22 protein-coding genes are annotated in these 25,860 nt (G+C 32.7%); all 22 read right to left on the minus strand.

Going from position 1 to position 25,860, the window contains the following annotated elements:
• Nucleotides 1–34 precede the first annotated feature (34 nt).
• On the minus strand, nucleotides 35–781 hold the full coding sequence (locus tag J2Z43_RS04215) for a polysaccharide deacetylase family protein (RefSeq protein WP_209455989.1): 747 nt from the start codon (nucleotides 779–781) through the stop codon (nucleotides 35–37).
• A 312-nt stretch (nucleotides 782–1,093) separates the two neighbouring features.
• Nucleotides 1,094–1,825 (minus strand): Rossmann-like domain-containing protein, encoded by a 732-nt coding sequence (locus J2Z43_RS04220; protein ID WP_209455990.1) that lies wholly within the window; start codon nucleotides 1,823–1,825, stop codon nucleotides 1,094–1,096.
• On the minus strand, nucleotides 1,812–2,507 hold the full coding sequence (locus J2Z43_RS04225) for an ABC transporter ATP-binding protein (protein WP_209455991.1): 696 nt from the start codon (nucleotides 2,505–2,507) through the stop codon (nucleotides 1,812–1,814). The genes J2Z43_RS04220 and J2Z43_RS04225 overlap by 14 nt, the downstream gene beginning before the upstream one ends.
• Complete coding sequence (locus tag J2Z43_RS04230; RefSeq protein WP_209455992.1) at nucleotides 2,507–3,298, minus strand: ABC transporter permease; 792 nt, start codon at nucleotides 3,296–3,298, stop codon at nucleotides 2,507–2,509. Before J2Z43_RS04230 ends, J2Z43_RS04225 begins: the two co-directional genes overlap by 1 nt.
• 11 nt (nucleotides 3,299–3,309) lie before the next feature.
• Complete coding sequence (gene modA, locus J2Z43_RS04235) at nucleotides 3,310–4,137, minus strand: molybdate ABC transporter substrate-binding protein (protein ID WP_209455993.1); 828 nt, start codon at nucleotides 4,135–4,137, stop codon at nucleotides 3,310–3,312.
• 344 nt (nucleotides 4,138–4,481) lie between these two features.
• On the minus strand, nucleotides 4,482–6,944 hold the full coding sequence (locus tag J2Z43_RS04240; RefSeq protein WP_209455994.1) for an ABC transporter permease: 2,463 nt from the start codon (nucleotides 6,942–6,944) through the stop codon (nucleotides 4,482–4,484).
• The gene (locus tag J2Z43_RS04245) at nucleotides 6,928–7,614 is read right to left on the minus strand and encodes an ABC transporter ATP-binding protein (RefSeq protein ID WP_209455995.1); all 687 of its coding nucleotides are present in this window, start codon (nucleotides 7,612–7,614) and stop codon (nucleotides 6,928–6,930) included. The genes J2Z43_RS04240 and J2Z43_RS04245 overlap by 17 nt, the downstream gene beginning before the upstream one ends.
• A 124-nt stretch (nucleotides 7,615–7,738) precedes the next feature.
• A complete protein-coding gene (locus J2Z43_RS15125; RefSeq protein WP_209455996.1) occupies nucleotides 7,739–8,911 on the minus strand; it encodes a sensor histidine kinase in 1,173 nt (390 codons plus the stop codon).
• A gap of 44 nt (nucleotides 8,912–8,955) precedes the next feature.
• Nucleotides 8,956–9,636, minus strand: a complete 681-nt coding sequence (locus J2Z43_RS04255) for a response regulator transcription factor (RefSeq protein ID WP_234925963.1) — start codon at nucleotides 9,634–9,636, stop codon at nucleotides 8,956–8,958.
• Nucleotides 9,637–9,950: 314 nt separating this feature from the next.
• Nucleotides 9,951–12,053 (minus strand): polyribonucleotide nucleotidyltransferase, encoded by a 2,103-nt coding sequence (gene pnp / locus J2Z43_RS04260; protein WP_209455998.1) that lies wholly within the window; start codon nucleotides 12,051–12,053, stop codon nucleotides 9,951–9,953.
• A gap of 109 nt (nucleotides 12,054–12,162) precedes the next feature.
• Entirely contained in the window at nucleotides 12,163–13,008 is an 846-nt protein-coding gene (locus J2Z43_RS04265; RefSeq protein WP_209455999.1) for a DegV family protein, read from the minus strand.
• A gap of 235 nt (nucleotides 13,009–13,243) precedes the next feature.
• Nucleotides 13,244–13,498 carry a 30S ribosomal protein S15 gene (rpsO, locus tag J2Z43_RS04270; protein ID WP_077065764.1) on the minus strand — a complete coding sequence of 85 codons (255 nt, stop codon included), beginning with the start codon at nucleotides 13,496–13,498 and terminating at the stop codon, nucleotides 13,244–13,246.
• Nucleotides 13,499–13,601: 103 nt separating this feature from the next.
• The gene (locus J2Z43_RS04275) at nucleotides 13,602–14,531 is read right to left on the minus strand and encodes a bifunctional riboflavin kinase/FAD synthetase (protein ID WP_209456000.1); all 930 of its coding nucleotides are present in this window, start codon (nucleotides 14,529–14,531) and stop codon (nucleotides 13,602–13,604) included.
• 26 nt (nucleotides 14,532–14,557) lie between these two features.
• Nucleotides 14,558–15,469 (minus strand): tRNA pseudouridine(55) synthase TruB, encoded by a 912-nt coding sequence (gene truB / locus J2Z43_RS04280; RefSeq protein WP_209456001.1) that lies wholly within the window; start codon nucleotides 15,467–15,469, stop codon nucleotides 14,558–14,560.
• Nucleotides 15,462–16,454 (minus strand): DHH family phosphoesterase, encoded by a 993-nt coding sequence (locus J2Z43_RS04285; RefSeq protein ID WP_209456002.1) that lies wholly within the window; start codon nucleotides 16,452–16,454, stop codon nucleotides 15,462–15,464. The genes truB and J2Z43_RS04285 overlap by 8 nt, the downstream gene beginning before the upstream one ends.
• Entirely contained in the window at nucleotides 16,444–16,824 is a 381-nt protein-coding gene (rbfA, locus tag J2Z43_RS04290) for a 30S ribosome-binding factor RbfA (RefSeq protein ID WP_027701699.1), read from the minus strand. Before rbfA ends, J2Z43_RS04285 begins: the two co-directional genes overlap by 11 nt.
• A 117-nt stretch (nucleotides 16,825–16,941) precedes the next feature.
• Nucleotides 16,942–18,876 (minus strand): translation initiation factor IF-2, encoded by a 1,935-nt coding sequence (gene infB / locus J2Z43_RS04295; protein WP_209456003.1) that lies wholly within the window; start codon nucleotides 18,874–18,876, stop codon nucleotides 16,942–16,944.
• Nucleotides 18,877–18,897: 21 nt separating this feature from the next.
• Nucleotides 18,898–19,218, minus strand: a complete 321-nt coding sequence (locus J2Z43_RS04300; protein ID WP_209456004.1) for a L7Ae/L30e/S12e/Gadd45 family ribosomal protein — start codon at nucleotides 19,216–19,218, stop codon at nucleotides 18,898–18,900.
• On the minus strand, nucleotides 19,208–19,483 hold the full coding sequence (gene rnpM / locus J2Z43_RS04305) for an RNase P modulator RnpM (RefSeq protein ID WP_027701696.1): 276 nt from the start codon (nucleotides 19,481–19,483) through the stop codon (nucleotides 19,208–19,210). The genes J2Z43_RS04300 and rnpM overlap by 11 nt, the downstream gene beginning before the upstream one ends.
• A 22-nt stretch (nucleotides 19,484–19,505) precedes the next feature.
• Nucleotides 19,506–20,714, minus strand: coding sequence for a transcription termination factor NusA (nusA, locus tag J2Z43_RS04310; protein ID WP_209456005.1), 1,209 nt, complete (start codon nucleotides 20,712–20,714; stop codon nucleotides 19,506–19,508).
• Nucleotides 20,715–20,747: 33 nt separating this feature from the next.
• Nucleotides 20,748–21,209, minus strand: coding sequence for a ribosome maturation factor RimP (locus tag J2Z43_RS04315; protein ID WP_209456006.1), 462 nt, complete (start codon nucleotides 21,207–21,209; stop codon nucleotides 20,748–20,750).
• 139 nt (nucleotides 21,210–21,348) lie between these two features.
• Nucleotides 21,349–25,647, minus strand: coding sequence for a PolC-type DNA polymerase III (locus J2Z43_RS04320; RefSeq protein ID WP_209456007.1), 4,299 nt, complete (start codon nucleotides 25,645–25,647; stop codon nucleotides 21,349–21,351).
• Nucleotides 25,648–25,860 lie beyond the last annotated feature (213 nt).

The raw sequence follows: 25,860 nt of genomic DNA on the forward strand, positions 1-25,860 counted from the left end.
GACTTCACTGTAAATTTGCTAAGTTTTTCATCGATTACACCTCAGTTTTAAAAACATCACCAAGTCTTCCAGGCTTAAGTCCTTTGTCTTTAACTATTTTAATTATATCATCAATGCACTGAGTAGTCGCTTTAGTTGGATGCATTAATATTATACTTCCATCTTTTAGATCCTTACCTTTTATTCTATCTACTATTATATCTGGTTGTTCCCTATACTTCCAGTCAATTGTGTCAGCATCCCACTTAAAAGGAATATAATTCAGTTTCTTTGCAGCTTTTACTGTCTCATCCCCAAATGAACCTGCAGGAGCTTGGAAAAATTTAGTCTCTTCACCTATTATACCCTCGATTATCTTTTTAGAAGTGCTTATCTGTTTCAAGTTATCCTCATAAGATAATGTTGAATAGTTCAAGTGTTCATATCCGTGATTTCCTATCTCATGACCAGCCTTCTTGATCTTCAGAAGCTCTTCTTTATTTTTTTCCGCCCACTTACCTGTAACATTAAAAGTAATCTTTACATCTTCTTTTTTAAGAACTTCTAGTATACCTTCTATGTACTCTGTCTCCCAACCTAAATCTATATTGCATGTAAGTGCAACATAACCGCTATCTTTCTTGTTCCCCCTTTCATATGGTGCGTTTAAATCTAAAAATCTAAAAACGGTTTTACTGTCTTTATTTAACAAAAATACACCGCCTGCAATGGCCAAAACTAAAGCTAAGATAATTGTAATAATTTTTTTCAGCTTTTTTTTAGTGAGAACCACCATCATCATAAATACTCCCCCAATCTATGGACAAATTTATTTCCTATTTAATACTATTAATAGACAAGTGTTTTTATGATATTATTTAGTGTATTTACTTTGTGTATATAAAGTTAAATCAAACTCTCTGACCAGGATGTAACTTCCTTTATTTTTATGAGCAGCGTAAAATAAAACCAGTTATAAAGTAGTACAATATAAATAAAAACTCCGAAATCATATCAAGTTAATTATGAAAATTTATTCTAATCATTGATTTGAATTTTGAGTTTTTTATTAAATAATTTTTTATATTTTTGATTTGGCTTTAATTCAAGCTAATTACTTACTACAAAAACACAATCTCTCTAATCCTAGTATATCAGCTGCACCAGCTATTGTAGTTCCATAGTAATATACTGGTTTATCTAAATACATAAAATCTAAAATAGAATTATTACATAGCGTACTTCCTGTACAAATTATAACATCTGCCCACTCTACTACATCTTCGTAATCTTTTATTCCATCTTCTATCTTGACATTGTACTGTACCGTTCCTACAAAGTCTGGATTTAAATCTAAAACTCTAGTATCGTAAAAATCCTTAATATTGTCTATAATTGCAGGTTGATATCCTACTATAGCTACCTTTGGAGTATTGAATTTACTTTTGATAAATCCCGGGAAATTCTTTGCACATTCCTCAGGCTCGTTGTTTTTACAATGAATAGTCCTGTCTGTTTGATTTAAATATCTCAATACTGCGTTTAACGATGCTATAAATAAACTCCTATTGTACGGATTGCCATTTAAATCAAGTGCTAGGATTTCTTTTAATGTCCCCTCAAACATAGATGGCGTTGATGTAAATGCCTGACCTTTTGCACCTTTAAAGTCTGCTTCAAGCATTATCTCTTTTCCTATTAATATTGGAAAATCTTTTCGAGTTGTATCTCCTATTGCCTCATCTGGTGTTAATGATTTCGATACTATACTAACCATATCTAAATCTAAGTCATTGTATTGCGCTTCTTTAATAAGATAATCTCTCAATGTATCAAATATATTCATAAAAAAAGGACTCCCCCTTCTGCTTTATTTCATCATCTATTTTAAAAATATGCTCTATTTTACCGTTGTTCATTATACCTATATTGTGAGCAAAGAACATTGCCTCTGATATATCGTGTGTGACATGAATAACTGTAGGCTTATACTCTGTATACACATCTTTAAGAATGCTGCTTACACGTTTTTTAGTAATATAGTCTAGTGAGCTCATGGGTTCATCTAATAAAAGTATAGATGGCTCCGCAACTAAAGCTCTTGCAAAAGCTACACGTTGTTTTTCCCCACCACTCAAATTCTTTGGATATCTCTTCTTTAGACCTTTAATTTGTAGCAAGTCGACTAATTTATCTACTTTTTCATTCTGTATATCAAGGTTGACTTTCATTAATTGTAGAGGAAATTTTATATTTTCTTCTACATTCATATTTGGAAATAGCTCAAAATTCTGATATACAAAACCTATATTTCTTTTCTCTGGCGGTAAATCAGAAATAACTAAATCATCGCATAAGATCTTTCCTTTTGCATCTTTATACCTTCCAGCTAAAGTTTCTAGAAATAGTGTTTTTCCCGATCCACTAGATCCCAACAATACAAAGTATTTACAACCATCAATACTCAAACTATTATCTCTAAGACTAAAGGAAGGGAGTTCGAGTGATAGATTTTCTATTTTTAACATTATTTTTCCCCGACCTCCCTATTAAATAATACTTCAAAAATTGTCATACATGTAATGGATATTATTATTAAAATCACAGCTATTCCAACTGCTATATCCACATCTCCAGTTGACATATTTAAATATATCGATGTTGGAATGATTTCAGTTTTCATTCGTGTCGAACCTGCAATCATAGCAACTGCACCAAATTCACCTAATGCTCTCGACCAAGTCATTACAGTAGCTGATATTATTCCCCTTTTTAAATTTGGAAGGGTTATATGCCTAAATGCCTGCCAACTATTACATCCAAGAGTTCTTGCGACAAATACCATCTTCTCATTGCTCTCACTCAAAGCAGTATTTAAAATCTTTATTGTAAGCGGTAAGTTAACAAATACTTGAGCGAGAACAATCCCTTGTTTTGTAAATACAAAATCAAGATTAATTATTTGCTGAAGATCATTTCCTATTCCTAATCTTCCAAATAAAAGAAGGAGTGCTATCCCCGAAACTAAATGAGGTAAAGACATCGGTAAATTTATAACCTGAACTACTAATTTTTTAAAGGGAATTTTTTTAGTATGTAAAAAATATGAAGTCGGTAATGCCAATATTAAACATATAACTGTTGAAATAAATGATGTTTTCATGCTTAATGCTATAGCAAATTGCACTTCTTCAGATCCTAGGCATACAGGTACATAGCTAATGCCTCTTATTATAAGCATTCCAAGTGGAGATACAATAAATAATAAAACTAATACAAAAAATACTGTCAATAATACATCAAAAATTTTATTTTTCAAACTTTACACCACTACTTAACTGGTTCAAAACCGTATTTTTTAAATATTTCTTTTCCTTCATTTGACGCAATAAAATCTATAAATTTTTGTGCCATATCTTTTTTCTCACTGTATTCAACTGTTCCACCGGATATAATTTGATCTATATTCTTGTCTGGATCTATCTCAACTACTTCAACATCATCATTTCCAAATACTGAATCTTTAGTAGCTATAGTAGCATCAGCATCGCCAGCTGTAAGCTGCATAACCATTTCATTTACAGTTGCTGCTGTAGAAACTACATTGTCGTTTACTGATTTTAAATCATTCTTCTCAAGTATTTTTTGAGTAGTTTTTCCTATAGCATTCGCTTCTTTATCTCCAAGTACAAGCTTAACTCCGTCTTTAGAAAGGTCATCTAAATTTTCTATTTTAGCAGGGTTTCCTTTTGGTACAACTATTGCTGGTGTATGATGAGCTACTACTTTATGATCGCCAACTAGTTCTTTTTCCTCTGCTTTTATGTAAAGAGGCTCAGACCCGACTACAAATGCGTCTCCTTTTTGGCTTGTCTCAAGTTGAGCTATAAGTTGAGCTGATCCAGCATAGCTGCACTCGATTTTCACATTATTTTCATCACCAAATTTTTGTGCTATTTCATCCATTGGCTTTTTAAGCCCTGCACCTGAGTAAACAAAAAGTGTCTCTTGTTTTTCCTTATCTTTTGCACTTGCTTCTTTATTAGTAGAAGTTTCTGTCTTAGCCTTATCGTTTGGATCTTCACCTTTTGAATTACATGCAGTAGCTCCTATTGATATAAATAGTGCTAAAGCAATTACTGCGATCTTTTTTATCATAATCTTTCTCCTTTATTTTTTAATTTAAATTTTCTATAGTACTCTTACTTTAAATTTAAATTCTTTTTTAGTATATCATAATGTGAAAACGATGTCTAAGTTTTTGTATTGTTTTGTTATGTTTTGTAATGTTTTATCTCATTTGTATGCTTATTGTAGATAATTAAACAAATCATTTCACTGATAGACATATCATTTTTATTGTCTATTTTTCAGATGGTTATTTTTTAATTTTTATAAATGGAAATAAAAAACCTACATAGCAGATAATCTTTAGTTAAAGCTACAATTATCTTATATATAGGTTCTCCATATTGTATTATTAATTTTTTAGTTAAAAGTTTCTATTCAGAAAATCTCACTCTATCTATTAAACTTTGCTTTTTAAAGCTTCTACTAATCGCATAAGTAAGTACAAATTGTATAATCACAATTGTTATAATTAGCAGTATTGTTGGAACGAGCGGATAGCTGTAAGTTTTTATATTAAGCATATGCTCAGCTTTAGCATTTAGAAACATCGCATATCCAGCTATATTACCTAATACAAGCGTAACTACTAGAGTTCCCACTGTATAGAATATCCCTTCTATTTGGAACATTTTTATAAGTTGTTTATTCGAAAGACCTATTGCCTGCATAATCCCAAGTTCACGTCTTCTTGTATAAACACTATTTATCATAGTGTTGATAAGATTCATAACACCAACAGCAGAAATTATAATCATAAAAGCATAACAGGCTTTTGATGTTATATCCATTAGATTTTCCCACTTTTCCAATTGTTCTTGATAACTAGAGTATTTTAATATCTCTTGATCTTTAGTCAACAACTTTAGTTCATTCTCTATTTTTTCGCCCTTCTCTTTATCAGCTATTATTTCGTAACTATAAGTAATGTTATTGTCAGTCAGTTTTTCTAACTCTGAGATTGGCATCACTATGTCTGCTGTATACGCGAACGATAACTCTACTATTGCTCCTACTTTAAATGTTTTCTTTACCTTTTTTCCATCTACACTTAGAGTTAAATTTAAATTATCCCCAGCCTTTATTTCTGGAAACCATCTTGTAATACGATTGGACAACATTATAGTATCGCTATTTTTTAAATCACTATATTTAACTTTTCCTTCTACTACTGACTTTTCAAATTCTTTTGCAAAGCTATCATCGTACCCATCTACAGACACTGGATACATTTTAGTGTCTTCTTTAAAATCATCTAGAGTCGCATCTAATGACTTTGTCTTCTTTATTTCTTTAACTCCATCTATATCCAAAACTCGTTTTTCAAACTCTGCATTTAGAGGATTATTTTTTGGGATATTGTCCCAACTCAGTTCTGGTTTCATTTTGTCGTGATTTGAAGATTCAATTTGAATACGATGATCATATAATATCTCTTGCCTAGCCATCTCTCTTGGATTTGCACAAGAAAGTACAGTCGCAATTACCATAAATAGTATACCTGTTGCCCCTAGTGTAAATATCGTTATCGTTGTTCTCTTTTTATTTCGTAATAAATTTGCTTTAGTCAAACCTCCAATAGTTATTTCTTTCGACCCTTGTCTTATTTTAGCCTTAATCTTGACATCTCCTCCGTATCTCATCGCTTCAACTGGAGATATCTTACCTGCTGTAATCATAGGCTTTAAAAGCGATATGAATACTGTAATAAAAGTTATCACTACAGTCAACAGAATTATATATATATTGAATAGAGAAACTGATCCATCTTTTATCAACTCTACCATAACTTTACTGAGAGCATTATCCGCATTTACTGAAGTAATGAAATACTTAAAGAATATATTGCTTATTATAAATCCAAGTATCAGCCCTACAGGTATCGCTATACATGCAACTAATAGACCTTCCTTCAATATAATATTTTTAATCTGTCTTTTTGTAGCTCCCAGAGCTTTAAGTTTTCCAAATTCCTGCACCTTCTGAATATTAGAAACATAGTAGATACTATACACTGTCAGAACTCCCGCAAAAGCAATAACTAAAACTATAATTGCTATTATCGAAAATATATCTGGATCCACATAATTTGCCCAAAGGTATTCGCTATTTTCAACTATATCAGCATCTTTAACTCCAAAATTTGCCGCTATCTCTTTAGTTAAAGCATTAATATCATCTGTAGTCATTTTATCTGCATTAGACAACCTATACATAACTCTATAAAGTCGTTCATCCTCTGGTAACTGATCTTTCATAAACTCACTTGATATGTAACCAGCAAACTGTTTTTGATCTGGCTTTTCACCATCTATTTTTATAATACCTGAAATTCTAAACTCGGCTTGTTTTTCATAACCTAGCCCATCTTTTTCTATAATCTGATATGGAAGCGACACTAGATCTCCCACCTTTAAATTTTTTCCAAATTTATTAAGTAGACCTTGCGTTAAAGCTATATCATTTTTACTAACTGGCATTTTTCCAGACTTTAACACTACTTTATTTAACTCAACAGATGTCTTGTCCAAATTGATAAGTCTTACATTACTGTCCTTTACAGTCGCTTCTGCTATATCTATTCTTTTACCCAAAGTTTCTACATCTGCATGTTGTTTTAATGCTTCTACTTTATGCTCAGGCATATCTCTGTACATTACGTGCCATGTTGGATAAACCTTATTAACTGCAGTTGCTTGTAGTTTAACCATACCAAATCCAAAAGTCATTGTAGCAAGCATAAGAATTGTAGTTAGAACTATTGCAATACCCGAAAGTATATTTCTGCCTTTATTTTGTTTTAAGTTCGCAAGCGCAGTTTTAGTTACAGTCTTCATGCGCGCTCACCACCTTGCCGTCCTCTATAACTACGATTCTATCTGCCATCTGAGCAATAGTCTCATCGTGCGTAATAAGGATTAAAGTCTGTCCGTATTTTGTTACACAAGATTTAAGAAGTGTTATAACTTCCATTTCAGTCTTAGAGTCAAGATTTCCCGTAGGTTCATCTGCAAGTATAATTGCCGGTTTAGAAGCTAGTGCTCGTGCAATTGCTACTCTTTGCTGTTGACCTCCTGAAAGAGTGTTCGGAAGTGATTTTAATTTTTCTTCCATACCTACACTTCTGATTATCTCCATAACGAAACTTTCGTCGACTTTATTTCCATCAAGACCTATTGGAAGCACAATATTTTCCCAAACATTAAGAGATGGGATAAGATTATAATTTTGAAAAATAAATCCTATCTTTCTTCTTCTAAAAACAGCTAGCTTTTCATCCTTTAATTTGAATATATCTTTTTCTGCAATAAATACCTTTCCTGAATCCGGTCTATCAAGACCACCAATCATATGTAAAAGTGTGCTTTTTCCAGATCCAGACCTCCCTACAATAGCTATAAATTCTCCTTCTTTTACTTCAAGATTTGTATCATCTATAGCTTTTACTAAGTTCTCTCCTGACCCGTAATGTTTCACTAAATTTCTTACCTCAAGTATCGCATTCATATCTCCATACCTCCTATTTGTTATCCCTCTGTCTATATTTAGTTTACTAAGACAATCTTACAGGAGGCTTTCAATATGTCTACAGTTTTGTAAGACTTCTTTTTAATATATAAATCAATTGATTTTATATCTTTTCTATTGGCAAAGTCAACTGAAATACACTTCCTCCAGAAAGTGATTTTTTTACTCTAATACTTCCGCCTTGCTCTTCTAAAATTCTTCTGACTAAGTATAACCCAACACCTGATCCTTCAGACTCCACAACTTTTTTAGCATTACCTCTATAAAACCTTTTAAATATCTTTGTATAGTCTGATTTATCAATTCCAATTCCTTCATCTTCTATTTCTACTATAATATAGTTGATCAATTTCTGAACTCTTAACTTTATACTTGTCCCACTTTCAGAATACTTAACTGCATTATCTAATACATTTACAAAAGCTTCTCTCGTCCATTTTGGATCGTGTAAAATATTGATATCTTCAAATTCTTCAGTAATAATTTCTATGTTTTTATCAAAAGCCTTCATAAATACAGTGCTCATTGATTCCTTTAAAGTCGTTTTTATACTATAAGAAGTGGGTTTTATTTCAATCATATTAGCTTCAAGCCTAGATACATTTATCAAAGCATCTAAAAGCCCTTCAAGTTTCTTTATTTCATCAAATCCTTTAGCTAAAAAACTACTTCTCTCTTCTTCTGAGAAAGTATTTATATCTGCTATCTCATAACTCATTTTTAGCGATGCTAGAGGCGTCTTTAATTGATGTGATATATCTGTAACCATCTCTTTAGTATCACGTTCTTCAGCTACCATATTATCTCTAAGTACATTTAATTTGCCACCGAGTTCATATAATTCGTTTTCAAGTTTTCTAAAGTATAAACTGTAACTAGATTTTTGGTCATGTTCTTCAAATTTATAACTGTATATATTATCTTTATAATGTCGTATACACTGAATAAAATCTTCAATCTCTTTAATATTACTTCTATCCTCTCTCTTTTGAATAGACCTATCTATTTGTAATACAAATACTCCAACAGGCAAGATGCTCATTACAATAAACTTTGTATATGTTTTTATAATCACCGTGCTCTTCCTATTTTTAATTGTGTATCCGTATTTATCTTCTAAAAACTTTCCAGAGTCTACATCAGAATTTGAGTAAGCCCTATCTCCTTCAAATACTTCAATCAGATCTTTCTCTAACTCAGGGTGTTTATTGATTAAAATTCCAAGTTTCCTATTATCTTCATACTGTATATGTTTATTAAAATTATATAAAATCACACAATTTGCAAACACGACTAGAAATAATAGAAATAAGATAATAATTACTCTTTGTTGCTTCCCTTTACCCATATATAGCCCATTCCTCTCACATTTTGAATATAATCAGCCCCCAACTTATTTCTAAGTCTACTGATATTTACAGAAACCGTATTGTCGTCCACAAACTGCCCTTCGCTATCCCATACATGGGTTAATATCTGCTCTTTAGAGACAATCTGCTTTGAATTTTCCATAAGGTAAATAAGAAGCTGAAGCTCAGTTTTGCTGAGTTGTATTTCATCATCGTTCCTGAAAACTTTCATATCTTTGTATGAAATTCTTATTTCCTCAGAAACAAGAGTTAGCCTATCTGGACTATCTATTCTCCTCATCAGTGCATTTACTTTGGACATAAGAACCATCAAGCTGAATGGCTTGGTTATATAGTCATCCCCTCCCATATCGTATCCATTTACAATATCAATCTCCTGATTTAAAGCTGTTAAAAATATTATATACACATCACTCTGTTTTCTTATTTCTCTACAAAAATCTATTCCACTCCCATCACCTAAGGATATGTCGCTTATTATCAAATCTATTGCATGCTTATTAAAACAATCTATAGCTTCACTTACTCCGTAATTAGAGTAAACTATGTATCCTTCTCTTTCTAATCTCAAGCTAATTCCCCTATTTAGATTTTCATCGTCTTCTAGTAGTAATATCGATTTCACTTTCATTTCCTCCTCAAATTAGACCCCATACGTATATTATAACTTAATTTGCATGTTCTTTAGATTAAAACTTTAATATATAATTCACAATATAAAAAAGAACTGCTGATATTAAATTCATAAACAGTCCCATTAAACAATCATTTAGATTATCAAATAAATATTCAACATCCTCACTTGGAAAATAAATTAAAAAAAGACATAAAAATAGCTGAATAGTGTTTTGTAACTGACTAAAATCAAATACATTCTAGTCAGTTGAAACAACTAATCAGCTTATTGTTCTTTTAATTAAACCACTCTTTTCAATACAAAAGTAATTATTTTTGAGGTTTTGGAAGTAAAACTTTTCTAGATAAGTTTACTCTACCTTTTTCATCTATCTCAGTTACTTTAACTTCTACTTCATCTCCGATGTTTAAAACGTCTTCAACTTTAGCAACTCTCTCATGAGCTATATGCGAAATATGAAGTAATCCTTCTTTACCTGGAAGTATCTCTACAAAGGCACCGAAATTCATTATTCTACTTACTTTACCTTTATAAACCTGTCCAACCTCTGGCTCTACAACTATATTGTTGATTAACTCTTGAGCTTTGGCTATCATTTCAGCCTCTATTCCAGATATGAATACTTCACCTGTTTGCTCTATGTCTATTTTAACTCCAGTTTCGTCTATTATCTTAGTTATAATTTTTCCACCTGGCCCTATTACATCTCTTATTTTGTCTGGATCTATCATCATCTTAACGATCTTAGGAGCGTATGGTGATAATTCTGATTTTGGAGCTGATATTGTCTTTCTCATTTCGTTTAGTATATGAATTCTACCTTCTTTAGCTTGAGCTAAAGCTCTTCTAAGAACTTCTTCATCTATACCAGCGATTTTTATATCCATTTGTATAGCTGTAACTCCATGCTCTGTACCTGCAACCTTGAAGTCCATATCTCCTAGGTGATCTTCCATACCTTGTATATCAGAAAGTACTGCTACTTTACCGTCTTGTTTGATAAGACCCATAGCTATACCTGCAACCATATCTTTTATAGGTACACCAGCATCAAGAAGTGATAGTGTAGATCCACAAACACTCGCTTGAGATGTAGATCCATTTGAACTAAGTACTTCTGATACTAATCTTATTGCATATGGAAAATCTTCTTTTGAAGGTATAACTGGAACTAACGCTCTCTCTGCTAAAGCACCGTGTCCGATCTCTCTTCTACCTGGACCTCTTGAAGGTCTTGCTTCACCAACACTGTAAGCCGGGAAGTTGTAGTGGTGCATGTATCTCTTGTTTTCTTCTTCATCTAGTCCATCAAGTTTTTGAACATCACCTAATGCACCTAGTGTTGCAATATTTAATACTTGAGTTTGACCTCTAGTAAATATAGCTGAACCATGAGTTCTTGGGACCATTCCAACTTCTGACCATATAGGTCTTATCTCTTCTGGTTTTCTGTTATCTGGTCTAAGATTATCATGTACTATAGACTTTCTAACTTCTTCCTTTATTATCCCTTGTAAAACTTCTTCTATATCGCTTTGGAAATCTTCGAAGTCATCTATTTTCTCAGCAAAATGACCTAGAGTTTCTTCTTTAACTAGATCCATCTTCTCTTGTCTTTCCATCTTTTCAACTGTTTTTACTGCTGCACTCATCTTGTCAGTTGCAAAGTCTCTAACAGCTTTATCTATGTCTTCATTTACACAGTGTAATTCTATATCTAATTTTTCTTTACCTACTTCTGCTACTATACCTTCTATAAACTCAACAACCTTCTTGATTTCAGTATGAGCAAATAGTATAGCTTGTAACATAACGTCGTCTGGAACTTCATCAGCGCCAGCTTCAACCATCATTATCGCATCTTTTGTACCAGATACAACTAGGTGCATACTGCTCTTTTCTCTTTGCTCTACGTTAGGATTTACAACAAAAGCTCCATCAACAAGCCCTACACAAACTGATCCTGTTGGCCCGTTGAAAGGTATCTCAGATATTGATAATGATATTGATGATCCTATCATAGCCATAATGTCAGGTGTACAATCTTGGTCCACAGATAAAACTGTAGCAACAACTTGAACATCATTTCTAAATCCATCTGGGAATAATGGTCTTATCGGTCTATCTATTAATCTAGAAGTAAGTACAGCTTTTTCAGAAGGTTTTCCTTCTCTCTTTAAAAATCCTCCAGGTATCTTACCTACAGAATATAACTTTTCTTCAAAATCCACACTTAGTGGGAAGAAATCTATCCCGGCTCTTGGCTTAGATGATTTACTTGCATTCACCATTACCATACTGTCACCGTATCTTACAATACAACTACCGCTTGATAGTTCACAAATCTTGCCTATTTCAACAGAAAGCTCTCTTCCTGCGAAATCCATTTTATAAATTTTATGTTCAAACATTAATGCTTGTCCTCCTCTTATATAAAAACACGTTCATAGTCCTAAGTAATATATTATCAAAAATAGTATAATTAGACAATATAAATATACTTGTATATCAATAAAGCACTTAATTTGAGCAACTTATAGCAAGTATATCCGGACCTGTATGTGAACAAATTGCAACTCCACCTCTAGTAAATAAAAGCCTTCTGCAATTTATTCTCTTCTTAACTTCTTCTTCTAATTTGTCTATATCCTCTATATTATCTCCACAACCTATAGTAAATATCATATTTTCTATATTTTTTCCTTTACAAAGCTCTAATATCATATCTACAAGTTTAGTAGCAACTTGCTTTGATCCTCTTACTTTATTGACAAGCTTAGCTTCTCCATCATCGAAGAAAAATATAGGTTTTATATTTAACATATTTCCTACTAAAGCTGTAGTAATTGGTACTCTGCCACTTTTCTTTAAGAAATTTAGAGTGTAAGGCATAAATATTAGTCTAACACTGCTATAAATTGACTCTAATTCTTCAACTATTTCATTTGCATCCATTCCGCTCTCAAGTAGTTCGCATGCTTTAATTACATACTGTCCACTTCCAAGAGATAAATTGCGTGTGTCAAATACATGTATCTTATCTTGATCTGTATCATTTTTAGCTAATGTAGCACTTTGAAATGTTCCAGAGGTATTCGCTGCACCTGTCAGGCAAATAATTTCATAACCCTCTGCGATATACTTATCAAAAACCTCTTTAAATTCCATATATGTGGCTTGAGACGTCTTTGGTATAACATTTATTTTTTTTACCAAGTCGTAAAACTCTTGTTTATTTATATCAACGCCTTCTCTAAATTCCTTATCATCAACCATTATAGTAAGCGGAACTATTTCAATGTATTCTTTCTCCATTATTTCTTTTGGTATATCACACAGACTATCACAAACTAATTTTATCTTCAAAATAATCTCCTCCTTCATATAATAAAATTTCTATATAAGTTATGTTTTTCCTCTATAAGTTCAATATGTACGAATTTCTATTAATAAATACTAAATAATTTAAATATTGTATACGACTTATACACTATACCTCTTAAAAAATCGGAAATTACTTAAAATATGTAGATATTTGGGATTTCGATAAAAATTACAAAAAAGCAGGTATCTTAAATACCTGCTTTAATATAGAAATAAATTACTTTCTTAATCCTAATTTTGCTATTAATGCTCTGTATCCTTCAAGATCTTTTTCTTTTAGGTAAGCTAATAGATTTCTTCTTCTACCAACCATTTTAAGAAGTCCTCTTCTTGAGTGGTGATCTTTTTTATGAATCTTTAAATGCTCGTTTAACTCATTGATTCTAGTAGTTAATAAAGCTATTTGTACTTCTGGAGAACCTGTGTCTCCTTCTTTTCTTGCATATTCATTTATGATTACTTCTTTGTTCATTTGTAAAACCTCCATTATATTTAATAATCGCCAAATACTAAGCATTGATTGGAGTATTCAAATGCCGAGTAATGGTTATTTTCCTAAACTATTTTAACATAAATTATTTTATTTTGCAAACATAGTTTCTCTTAACGTAATCTACGTCCTTAGCAAGTTGATTTTTAAGACCTTCTATACCGTCAAATTTTATTTCATCTCTTATCTTTTCCAAAAATTCAACTTCTATAATTTTTCCATATATGTCTTTATCAAAGTCTATTATATTGGTCTCTAGAGATAAGCTCTGGCCATTTACAGTAGGATTATATCCCACATTAGTCGCGCCAAAATACAACTCTTTATCTATATTTACTATTGATGCGTATATTCCAATGTCTGGCGTAAGCATACCTTTGTCCATGCTTATATTTGCAGTTGGGAATCCGATGGTTCTACCCAACTTTTTAGAATGGATTACTTCCCCACTGATTTTATAGTTTCTGCCAAGGTATTCTTTTATTTCTTCTACTCTGCCATTTGATACTAGCTCTCTGATATATGTACTACTTATCCTTTTGCCCCTTATCATAACTGGCTCTACAATTTCTACATCAAATTTATATTTATCCTGTACACTCTGTAAAAACTTAGAGTTTCCCATTTTTTCTTTTGCAAAACTAAAGTCATGACCTATAATAATAAACTTAGCATGCAGCTTGTCTACTAAAATATCCTCTACAAATGCAGTTGGATCTACAGTAGTCATATAATGATCAAACGGAACAATTACAGCTACATCTACGTCCATAGACTCAAAAATTTTGAGTTTATCCTCGTTGCTAATTATATTTTTTACAGTATCTAACTTAAAAAAGTTTACTGGGTGATTTTCAAAAGTAAAAACAACACTCTTTACGCCGTTTTCTTTGGCGGCTTTTACAGTCTTATTTATCAAAACTTGATGCCCTTTATGTACTCCATCAAAATTTCCTATGGTAACAGCACTGTGTGAAATATCTTTAATTTTATCTAATGATTTAATTATTTCCATATAAATATCCTCGTCAAAAATATAGTCTACACAAACATTTTAACACTTTTAACTGTAGTTATGTTATTACTTTTAGTCAATTTCCCAATTCCTATAAACTCATCTTTGCTATAAACCCTTACAAATTCATCGTTATCTCTGTAGTCTGATTTTAAAAATCTTCTCTCATCAATAGCGCCGCCATTTGTATAGTATTTTAAGGCATTGTCGTTTAACAAAATATATTTATACTCTCTAAGCACAAAGTCTACATCTCCATCTTTAAGATAATCCTCAAGTGATCCATCTTTAAATTTGGCATCTAATTCTTCAAGTGTAATTGAATCTTCTAACTTGAACATTCCTGAAGAAGTCCTTATAAGCAGAGACATATGTGCTCCACATCCTAGTTCTTCACCTATATCATGGCATATACTTCTAACGTATGTACCCTTTGAACACTCTACTTTAAACACAACTTTGTTGCTTTCAAATCTAAGAATTTCTATATTTTTTATATTTACTTTCCTAGATTTTAGTACGATTTCATCTTCCCTACCACTTCTGACTAAATCGCACATTCTCTTTCCATTTATCTTTAAAGCCGAATAAACTGGGGGAAATTGTTCAATTTCACCCCTCTGTTTATCAAAGGCTTTTTCTATATCTTCGATGTCAAAATCTATATTATCCGATCTATTTAAAATTGTTCCAGATGAATCATAAGTATCTGTACTTATTCCTAAAGTCATCTCACATAAGTACTCTTTGTCTTTACTAAGTATAAATTCACTTATCTTTGTGGCTTTCCCTACACATATTGGAAGTACTCCTGATGCGTCTGGGTCCAGTGTTCCTGTATGACCAACTTTTTTAGTGTTCAAAATTTTTCTGACTGCACTTACAACATCATGCGATGTCATACCAGTTGGTTTTAGAATATTAATAACTTTATTCATTGATCTCACCTTGTAATGTGTTTAAAACTGCATCTAGTACTTTCTTCTTAGCGACATCTACAGAGTCTGCAATAGTACATCCTGCAGCTCTTGTATGACCTCCGCCTCCAAATACTTGTGCAATTTTACTAACATCTGTATTGTTTTTAGATCTCAAACTTACTTTAACTTCATTTTCATTTCTCTGCTTGAATAAAATACCTATATTTATTCCTTTAATATCTCTAGTGTAAGTAGTTATACCGTCGACATCATTGTAACTGATATCGTTTCTATCCAGCATATCCTTAGTCAAGGTTATACATGCAACTTCTGAACCGTGCACTTCTAATGTATTTAGAGCTTCACCTAACAGCTTATAGTAGCTGAATGAATTGCTTTGAAATACATTGATTATTATGTCTTCTTTTTTTGCACCCATCATTAGAAGGTTTCTTGCTACTTCGAAGCTCTCTTCATCTGCATTTGTATAGGAGAAGTTACCTGTATCTGTAACTAAACCTGTGTAAAGTGCTGTAGCGATTTTCTCATCTATAAGATTGACTCCGTTTAGTTTTTTATATCTACTTAAAAGTCTATATACAAGCTCACATGTAGATGAAGCTTCAGTATCTATAAAGTTTATATCTCCGTAGCCATCGTTGCTTGCATGATGATCAATAGTTACAAGTACTTTTGCACCCTCAATTAAAGTTTTATCTATACATATTCTATTTTTGTCTCCACAGTCTAGTGTAATTACTACATAGTCATTTTGACTAAATTCCTGTGAACTAAGTTTTTCTACTCCATCAACTAGAAAATTCATGTTTAGAGGAATAGTATCATCAAGCACATAAAATACCTTTTTACCTAGTTTTTTTAATGCGTAGTAAGTAGCCAGTGTAGACCCCAGATTGTCTCCATCTGGGCTGACATGAGATGTTACAAGAAAAGTTTCATTTTCTTCTATACACTTTAGTATATTGTCTATACTATTTGTCATCGTCTTCTACCTCTACTTTATCTGAGCTTTTCTTATTTACACTATTTATAAGTTTTTCCATGTACATTCCTCTCTCTAAAGAGTCATCAACCTTAAATATTATTTCAGGAATGTATCTAAGTTTTATACTTTTACCTAATTCTCTTCTTAAATATCCGCCAGCGCTTTTAAGTCCCAAAAGAGTCGAATCTTGATCTCCACCAAGTATGCTAACGTAAACATAAGCGTATCTAAGGTCGTTTGTAACCTCTACATCTGTTACACTTACCATAGAATTTATACGTGGATCTTTTACTCCACTTATCAACATTGTGCTTACAACTTTTTTTATTTCCTCAGCTATTCTAGCTGTTCTATTGTATGATGCCATGCTATCAACCTTCTTTATACAAAATTTGGCCTATAACTATTAATACTGATTGTATAATTATTTAAAATTACTTATCTAACCTTAAATTATCTGTTGATATTTTAGGTATTTGATATTTTATAATTTTCTCTGTACTTCTTTAGTTATATACGCCTCTATAATATCGCCTTCTTTTAGATCGTTATAGTTAACGATACTAATACCACATTCATACCCAGTATTAACTTCTTTAACATCATCTTTAAATCTCTTAAGTGCAGCGATCTCACCTTCATGAATTATAATACTATCTCTTACTATTCTAACCTTACAATTTCTAAATACCTTACCAGAAGTTACATAACATCCGCAAACTGTACCGATTCCAGATATTTTGTATATTTCTCTGATTTCAACTTTACCAGTTTCTTCATCAACGTACTCTGGGTCTAACATACCAGTCATTGCTTGCTGTATATCCTCAATAGCTTTGTAGATTATAGTGTAAGTTCTTACATCTACTTTTTCTTTTTGTGCTAATGATTCAGCCCCTGGAACTGGTCTTACGTTAAATCCTATGATTATCGCATTAGATGCAGCTGCAAGTAGTACGTCTGACTCTGTTACAGCTCCTGCTCCACCGTGAATAACTTGAACTTGTACTTCTTCATTTGAAAGTTTTTCTAGTGATTGCTTAACAGCTTGTACAGAACCTTGTACGTCTGCTTTTATAACTATGTTAAGATCTTTTACATTTCCTTCGTTCATTTGTTCAAATAGTGCATCTAGAGACAATCTTTGAGAAGATTTCATTTGCTCATCTCTTTGCATTTGTTTTCTTCTATCAGCGACGCTTCTAGCTATTTTATCAGTTGGAACTTCAACGAATTGATCTCCACCTTGAGGAACTTCAGAAAGTCCTAATATTTCAACTGCTGTAGATGGTCCAGCTACTTTTACTCTTTTACCTTTTGAGTTTATCATAGCTCTTACTTTACCACTTGCAGCTCCTGCAACTATCGGATCTCCTACTTCTAGAGTACCTCCTTGAACAAGTACAGTTGCAACTGGTCCTCTACCTTTATCTAATTCTGCTTCTATTACTGTTCCAACAGCTCTCTTGTCAGGGTTTGCTCTTAATTCTTCAACTTCAGCAACTAATAGAACCATCTCAAGAAGAGTGTCTATTCCTTCTCTCTTTTTTGCTGATACTGGTACAGATATAACTTCTCCACCCCAGTCTTCAACTAGTAAACCTTGATCAGCAAGCTCTTGTTTTACTTTGTCAGGGTTTGCTTCTGGTTTATCTATTTTGTTTATTGCTACTATTAGCGGAACTCCAGCAGCCTTAGTATGGTTTATAGCTTCAATAGTTTGAGGCATTATACCATCATCTGCGGCAACTACTAGTATCGCTATATCCGTAACTTGAGCCCCTCTAGCTCTCATTGAAGTGAAGGCCTCATGTCCAGGTGTATCTAAGAATACTATCTTTTGACCATTTACCATTACTTCAGAGGCACCTATATGTTGAGTTATTCCACCTGCTTCTGCTGATATAAAATTCGATTCTCTTATAGCATCAAGTAGAGAAGTCTTACCGTGGTCAACGTGACCCATAACTGTTACTACTGGTGGTCTAGGTTTTAAATCTTCCTCTTTATCTTCTTCTATTTGCATTAATTCTTCTATTTCTTGAGCTTCTTTCTCATCGTTTTCTGACTGAATTAATTCAAATCCATACTCATTTACTATTAAAGAAGCCATCTCAAAACTAATCTCTTGGTTTATTGTTGCCATTGTTCCCATTTTCATGAGTTTCATTATTATTTCTGAAGCTGGTTTATTTAATTTCTCAGTTAAGTCCTTAACTGTTATTTCACCTTCTACTACTATTTTATTTCCATTATCTTCGTCTTCCGACCCAAATAATTCCATCGCAAGCTCTAGGTTTTCATCTTCTAGAACATCATCTTTTTCTACGTTTATATCTATTTCAGCGAGTTTTTTTATTAAATCCTCCGTAGATACATTTAAATTCTCTGCTACCTGGTATACTCTTGTTTTTGACACAAGATCACCCCCTATTATATTTTAAACTTCCATTAATCGCTTAATACTATCTGCAAAACCTTCATCCTTTATTCCAACTACGGCTCTAGGAGATTTTCCCATAGATAATCCCATATCGTTTTTAGTTAAACAGATTATATATGGTATATTTCTATATGATGACTTATCTTTGAATAGTTTTTGAGTGTTTTTTGAAGCATCTTCGGCTATTAAGACTAATTTAACTCTGCCCTTCTTTAATTCTAACAGAGTTGAATCATCTCCTGATACAACTTTTCCTGCTCTCATAGCAAGCCCTATAAATGAACAGACTTTTTTTGATTTATCTACATTATTTATCATCGCTGTCTAACTCCGATAATATACTGTCATAAACTTCGTCTGGAATCTCCATTTTGAAAGCCTTGTTTAAAGCTTTGCTTTTAATAGCTTTTTTTATACATTCTTCACTTTTACAAATATAAGCTCCTCTTCCATTTGCCTTCATAGTTTTGTCCACAAAGATTTCTCCATCTTTGTTTTTAACTATTCTCATAAGCTCTTTTTTAGAATCTCTATCTTGACATGAGATACATTTTCTTTGAGGCACTTTCTTTACCTTTTTCAAAAATAACCCCTCCTTATTATCTCTAATCGTCTAAATTATCATCATCTATTTCATTTTCTTGAACTTCATCTATCTCATCTGTATCTACTACTTCATTTATATCTTCAAAATCCATTGCTTCATCTAATTTGTCTACATCTTCAACATTTTCAGATAAAACTTCTTCTTTTTTATTTGCAGCTGCCAGCATCTCCTCTTCAGCTTGAGATTCACTCTTTATATCTATCTTCCAGTTAGTAAGTTTAGCTGCAAGTCTTGCATTTTGTCCCTCTTTACCTATGGCTAATGATAATTGATAGTCTGGAACAATTACTAGAGCTGATTTTTCTGCCTCGTTTACATCAACTTTAACTACTTTAGATGGACTAAGTGAAGCTGATATAAATGCAGCTGGATCTTCGTCGTACTTGATTATATCTATTTTCTCATCGCCAAGTTCGTCTACTATGTTTTTTACTCTAAGTCCTTTTGGGCCAACACATGCTCCAATTGGATCTATCTTTTCATCTATAGACCTAACAGCCATCTTAGTTCTAGATCCAGCTTCCCTAGCTACAGATTTTATTTGAACAATACCTTCGTAAATCTCAGGTACTTCTTCTTCAAATAATCTCTTAACAAGTCCTGGATGACTTCTAGACACAACAATTTGTGGCCCTTTATTAGTTTTCTTAACTTCTAGTATAAAGAACTTCATTTTTTGTCCCGCTTTATAGAACTCTTGAGGTATTTGCTCACTTTGAGTCATAACGCCTTCTATTCTTCCTAAGTTTACATGAACAACATTCTTGTTTGCTCTTGCAACTTCTCCTGTTACTATTTCATTTTCTTTTTCTATAAATTCATTGTATACTATTTCTCTTTCAGCTTCTCTTATTCTTTGAACTACTACTTGCTTAGCTGTCTGAGCTGCTATTCTTCCAAAGTCTTTAGGAGTAACTTCATTTTCAATTATATCCCCTAGTTCATAGTTAGGATTTATCTTTCTTGCATCTTCTATATCGATTTCTAAAAAAGCATCGTATAAGTCAGATTCATCCACTATAGTTCTCTGAGAGAAAACTCTTATTCCATTTTCTTTGTCAAACTCTACTCTAACATTTTGAGCTGATCCAAAGTTCTTTTTGTATGCAGTTAAAACTGCTTGCTCAATAGTGTCAATTAATATGTCTCTATCTACTCCTCTATCAACTACTAATTCATCCAATGCTTCCATAAACTCGTGATTCATTTTCCCATTTTCCTCCATAGTTTTATTATACCTTTAAAACTTAATCGCCAATCTTATTATAGCGACATCTTTTTTATCAAATTCAACTGTACTTCCGTTTATCTCTAATTTTATAATATTCTCTGGTGTCAATTCTAAAAGTGTCCCTTCAAATTGCTTACTGCCATTTAAAGGTTTATAAAGTTTAAGTTCAACATCTCTACCTTTGTATCTAATAAAATCTTTTTCTTTTTTAAGAGGTCTGTCTAGACCTGGAGAAGAAACCTCTAAGAAGTAGTTCTCTTGTATTGGGTCTTTTTCATCAAGTATAGGACTAAGTTCTCTGCTTATTGTTTCACATTCAGCAAGTGATATTCCCTCTGGTTTATCTATATATATTCTCAGGTAGTACTCCCCTGACTCCTTTACGTACTCTACGTCTACTAATTCAAATCCATGACTGTCTGTAACTTCTATTACTATGCTTTCTACTAAAGCTTCTAAATTCTTTTTCATTTTAAACCTCCTTATTCAATTGTAGTAAATCCAACATATCATAAAACAAAAGAGTGAGAACTGACGCCCCACTCTTATTTTTGACCAAGTATGATATTTTAATTACATAATATCACACATTTACTGGATTTGCAAATTTTTAAAATAAAGAAAGCTGATTTCTATCGCTCATTCGCTCTAGCGATCCGTGATTTGTAAGAACTTCTATAACTGGTTTTGAAACTTTTGCTCTCTTTCTAAGGTCTTCTTTCGAGATGAATTCTCCTTTTTTACGCTCATTTTGTATATTTATCGCAGCATTTTCACCAAGTCCCTGTAAAGAAGTCATTGGAGGAAGTAAAGTTTTTTCTCCCAGTACTTTGAACTCTTTAGCATCAGAATTATATATATCTACGGGTAAAATCTTTATACCTCTTGCGTACATCTCTAGTGCAACCTCTAAAACTGTGTACATTCCTTTTTCTTTAGTTGTAGCATCATTACCTATAGCTTCTATTTCATTCATCTTTCCTTTAATTGCGTCCATTCCCTTCACAACCAAATCGGCATCAAAATCCTCTACTTTGGTTGTAAAGTAAGTAGCATAAAAAGCCTCAGGATAATTTACCTTGCAATATGCAAGCCTAAAAGATGTCATAACATAAGCGACTGCATGGGCTTTGGGGAACATGTACTTAATCTTTTTACATGACTGAATATACCAATCAGGCACATTGTTTTTAACCATTTCTTCAACGTGTTCTGGCTTTAGACCTTTACCCTTTCTAACATTCTCCATTATAGTAAAGCTCATCTTTGGTGGAAGCCCTTGGAATATAAGGTAGTTCATTATATCATCACGTGTTGATATAACGTCTTTAAGCCCCACTATATCATCTCTAACCAAGTCTTGAGCGTTATTTACCCAAACATCGGTACCATGTGAAAGTCCAGAAATCCTAGCCAGCTCGGCAAATGTTGTAGGTTTGGTATCTAATAGCATCTGTCTAACAAACTTAGTCCCAAACTCTGGTATAGCTAAACAACCAATAGGACAACCTATCTCTTCTGGAGTTACCCCTAAAGCTTCTGTCGATGTAAACAAAGACATTGTCCTTTCATCGTCCAGTGGTATATCTAATATATTTATTCCAGTAATATCTTCTATCATTTTTATAAGTGTCGGACCGTCGTGTCCAAGTATATCTAGTTTAAGAATTCTACCACTTATAGAATGATAATCAAAGTGGGTAGTTATAACCCCTGATTCCCTATCGTTAGCTGGATACTGAATTGGTGTAAAGTCGTAAACATCCTTATAATCCGGTATAACCATAACGCCACCAGGATGCTGTCCAGATGTACGTTTAACTCCTGTACATCCACTTGAAAGCCTCAATACTTCTGCATTTGGTACAGTAATATTATTTTCTTCTATATACTTTCTTGCGTATCCAAAGGCCGTTTTATCCGCAACCGTACCTATAGTCCCCGCTCTATATACATACCCTTCACCGAAAAGCTCCTCAGTGTATTTATGTATAATGGGTTGATAGTTTCCTGAAAAGTTAAGATCTATATCTGGCTCCTTATCTCCCTCGAATCCCAGGAAAACTTCAAATGGTATATCCTGACCATTTTTAGCAAGGGGTCTTCCGCATTTAGGGCAGTCTTTCGCAGGCAAATCTATACCGGATCCCCACTCACCGACATCGTAAAAATACGAATACTTACAGTCTTCATTTTCACAAATATAGTGTGCAGGAAGTGGATTAACCTCTGTTATATCGCTCATTGTCGCCGCAAAAGAAGATCCAACAGATCCCCTAGATCCAACTAGATAACCGTCCTCCATAGATTTTGCAACTAGTTTTTGGGCAATTATATACATAACTGCATAACCGTTGCTTATTATAGAGTTCAACTCTCTATCCAATCTCTTTTTAACAATATCAGGGAGAGGATCACCATAAATCCTAATCGCATTTTTATAACACATCTCCCTAAGTTCAACATCTGATCCTTCAATAATTGGAGGATATGTAGAATCAGGTATAGGTTTTACATCTTCGACCATATCTGCAATTTTATTGGTATTTTTAACCACTACTTCGTATGCTAACTCTTCTCCCAAATAGCTAAACTCTTCAATCATCTCATCTGTTGTTCTAAAATGAAGGTAAGTTTCCTCTTCATCATTTTTAAACCCTTGTGAATATTTCAGCACTGTTCTAAGAATTGCTTCATGTTTATCTAAAAAGTGGACATCTCCAGTTGCAACTGGTATTTTGCCGAATTTTTTTGCTACTTTTACAAGTTTCCTGTTTATATCCCTTAACTCCTCTTTGCCTCTTACTTCACCTTTATCTATCATAAATTGATTGTTATCAGTCGGCATAATCTCAATGTAATCGTAGAGTTCAAGTATTTTTTCTAACTCTTCATCAGGTGTATTTTTCTTTACTGCTTGATACACTACACCGGCCTCACAAGCTGACCCGATAATTAAACCTTCTCTATATTCATTTAAGACGCTTCTTAATATTCTTGGAGCTCTGTAAAAGTGATTTATATGTGCATCAGAAACTATTTTATAAAGATTTTTAATTCCTGTTTGATTTTGAGCTATAAGCGTTATGTGGCTAGTGTTTAACTTAGTGTAGTCTATCTTTCCGAGTACATCATTAACCTCGCTTAAAGTATTTGCTCCCTTCTCTTTTAACATTTCTAAAAATTTAATAAATATGAGTGCAGTAGCATCAGCATCATCTACAGCCCTATGGTGATTTAAAAGTTGAATCCCCAAAGCTTTCGCTACAACATTTAGTCTATGCCTTTTTAATTCAGGAAGAAGCACTCTCGCAAGCATCAATGTATCTACGCTTTTGCTATTGTAATCTAAGCCCATCTGTCTGCACTTTTCTGATATAAATCCAGTATCAAATTCTGCATTATGTGCAACTAATACACTATCCTCTATAAAATCCATAAACCTAGGTAGCACTTCCTCAATAGTCGGTTTGTCCTTAACTAGATCATTGGTTATTCCAGTAAGTTCTTGTATTTTATAGGATATATCTTTTTCTGGATTTACTAGTTCACTAAATCTATCTACAACTTTAAAGTCCTGTATTTTAACTGCACCTATCTCAGTAATTTTATCATTCGTATTAGAAAAACCTGTTGTCTCAATATCAAATACTACAAATGACTGAGAAAGTTCTTTGTCATTTGCACCTTCTATTATCTTAAAATCATCTTCTACTAAATATCCCTCAACTCCATAAAGAACTTTTATATCATTTGCCTTAGCAGCAGACATCGCATCAGGAAATCCTTGAACTACACCATGATCGGTTATAGCAATAGCTTTATGACCCCAAGAAGCTGCTCTATTAACAAGCTCTTTAACTGAACATATAGCATCCATTGAAGACATTTGAGTATGTGCATGTAGTTCAACTCTTTTTTCCTCGGATTTATCAAATCTCTGAGGTCTCTCTTCTAATCTAATTCCGCTTATAGTCATACTTATCTCTCTTTGGTAAGTATCGAAAATTACATCCCCTTTAATTTTTAGATAAGTACCCTTTTTAACACGATCAAGTACACCATCCTTGTTAGTATCAGTTAAGAATAACTTACACGCTATAGAACTCGTATAGTCTGTTATAAGCGCTATCATTAATATCTTACCGTTTCTAAGTTCTTTTATCTCAACATCGAAAATGTCGCCTACTATACCGACTGTACCTGAAGACTCCTTTAAACTATCGATAGAATCTACCGGTGCATTTACATTGTCGCCAAAAATCATATTTTCATCAACTTCATCGTTTAAAACAGCACAACCTTCTTCAGTTTCTTGATCTATTTCAGACTCCTTAAGCTCGAGTGCCTTTATTCTTTCCTCTAGCTCACTGTCGCTGTTTTTAATAATGCTATCTATATCAATCTCTGCATCAACCGCTTTTTCAAGTGTTATATTTAAATCCATACCTAGCTCTTCTGTAAAAACATTATTTAATACATGTATAGCATTTTTACTCATAAGTCTATCGTAAAAAATAGTCTTTGGAAGTTTTATTTTTAAGTTATCGTCTAGACACATGTACTCAACCTGTTTTTGCCAACCTGCGAGGGCTGGACAGATGCTCTTTAATATATAGAGAATATTACTCCAATATTTCTTCACTATATCTTTATTCTTCGATCTTTCTAAACCTGTATATTTAATTTTTATCTTAATCTCTCGAAAATAGCCAAGCTTGCCAGATAGCTCTTTACTAAGCATGTCTAAAAAGTCGTGAAGGACTATATCCTTAGATGTAAGGTGAAAGTATACAATTTTATCTTCCTTAAAGTAGACTACACGCTGAATATACACTTCTTTCAACTGCCTATCGAGAATACTGTTGTTTATTTCAAGTTTGTCCAAATATTCTTTAACACTATCCATTTAATCATTCCTTTCCAAAGAGATATTGCATCATTTACTTATTTATTAAGCTTGACTCAAAGTAAATTATATCATATAAATTTGATTCAAAATAAATAAAGGCTATAGAAATTTATGTAATCTCTATAACCTTATACCCAATTTACATCTCGGTATCTAAATACTAATATCAATATATTAACTTTCATAGTCTATGTAAAAAATTTTCTATCT

Source organism: Metaclostridioides mangenotii (assembly GCF_017873185.1).
Classification (GTDB): Bacteria; Bacillota; Clostridia; order Peptostreptococcales; family Peptostreptococcaceae; genus Metaclostridioides; species Metaclostridioides mangenotii.

What these genes read in the sequence shown, in the direction of transcription:
- J2Z43_RS04245 (WP_209455995.1), bottom strand. Translation starts at nt 7,614, where the DNA reads ATGAATGCGATACTTGAGGTAAGAAATTTAGTGAAACATTACGGGTCA.
- J2Z43_RS04275 (WP_209456000.1), bottom strand. Translation starts at nt 14,531, where the DNA reads ATGGAAATAATTAAATCATTAGATAAAATTAAAGATATTTCACACAGT.
- truB (WP_209456001.1), bottom strand. Translation starts at nt 15,469, where the DNA reads ATGAATAAAGTTATTAATATTCTAAAACCAACTGGTATGACATCGCAT.
- modA (WP_209455993.1), bottom strand. Translation starts at nt 4,137, where the DNA reads ATGATAAAAAAGATCGCAGTAATTGCTTTAGCACTATTTATATCAATA.
- J2Z43_RS04315 (WP_209456006.1), bottom strand. Translation starts at nt 21,209, where the DNA reads ATGAAAAAGAATTTAGAAGCTTTAGTAGAAAGCATAGTAATAGAAGTT.
- J2Z43_RS04255 (WP_234925963.1), bottom strand. Translation starts at nt 9,636, where the DNA reads ATGAAAGTGAAATCGATATTACTACTAGAAGACGATGAAAATCTAAAT.
- pnp (WP_209455998.1), bottom strand. Translation starts at nt 12,053, where the DNA reads ATGTTTGAACATAAAATTTATAAAATGGATTTCGCAGGAAGAGAGCTT.
- J2Z43_RS04240 (WP_209455994.1), bottom strand. Translation starts at nt 6,944, where the DNA reads ATGAAGACTGTAACTAAAACTGCGCTTGCGAACTTAAAACAAAATAAA.
- rpsO (WP_077065764.1), bottom strand. Translation starts at nt 13,498, where the DNA reads ATGAACAAAGAAGTAATCATAAATGAATATGCAAGAAAAGAAGGAGAC.
- J2Z43_RS04225 (WP_209455991.1), bottom strand. Translation starts at nt 2,507, where the DNA reads ATGTTAAAAATAGAAAATCTATCACTCGAACTCCCTTCCTTTAGTCTT.
- rbfA (WP_027701699.1), bottom strand. Translation starts at nt 16,824, where the DNA reads ATGGCATCATACAATAGAACAGCTAGAATAGCTGAGGAAATAAAAAAA.
- J2Z43_RS04220 (WP_209455990.1), bottom strand. Translation starts at nt 1,825, where the DNA reads ATGAATATATTTGATACATTGAGAGATTATCTTATTAAAGAAGCGCAA.
- nusA (WP_209456005.1), bottom strand. Translation starts at nt 20,714, where the DNA reads ATGAATCACGAGTTTATGGAAGCATTGGATGAATTAGTAGTTGATAGA.
- J2Z43_RS04300 (WP_209456004.1), bottom strand. Translation starts at nt 19,218, where the DNA reads ATGATAAATAATGTAGATAAATCAAAAAAAGTCTGTTCATTTATAGGG.
- J2Z43_RS04215 (WP_209455989.1), bottom strand. Translation starts at nt 781, where the DNA reads ATGATGATGGTGGTTCTCACTAAAAAAAAGCTGAAAAAAATTATTACA.
- J2Z43_RS04320 (WP_209456007.1), bottom strand. Translation starts at nt 25,647, where the DNA reads ATGGATAGTGTTAAAGAATATTTGGACAAACTTGAAATAAACAACAGT.
- J2Z43_RS04285 (WP_209456002.1), bottom strand. Translation starts at nt 16,454, where the DNA reads ATGACAAATAGTATAGACAATATACTAAAGTGTATAGAAGAAAATGAA.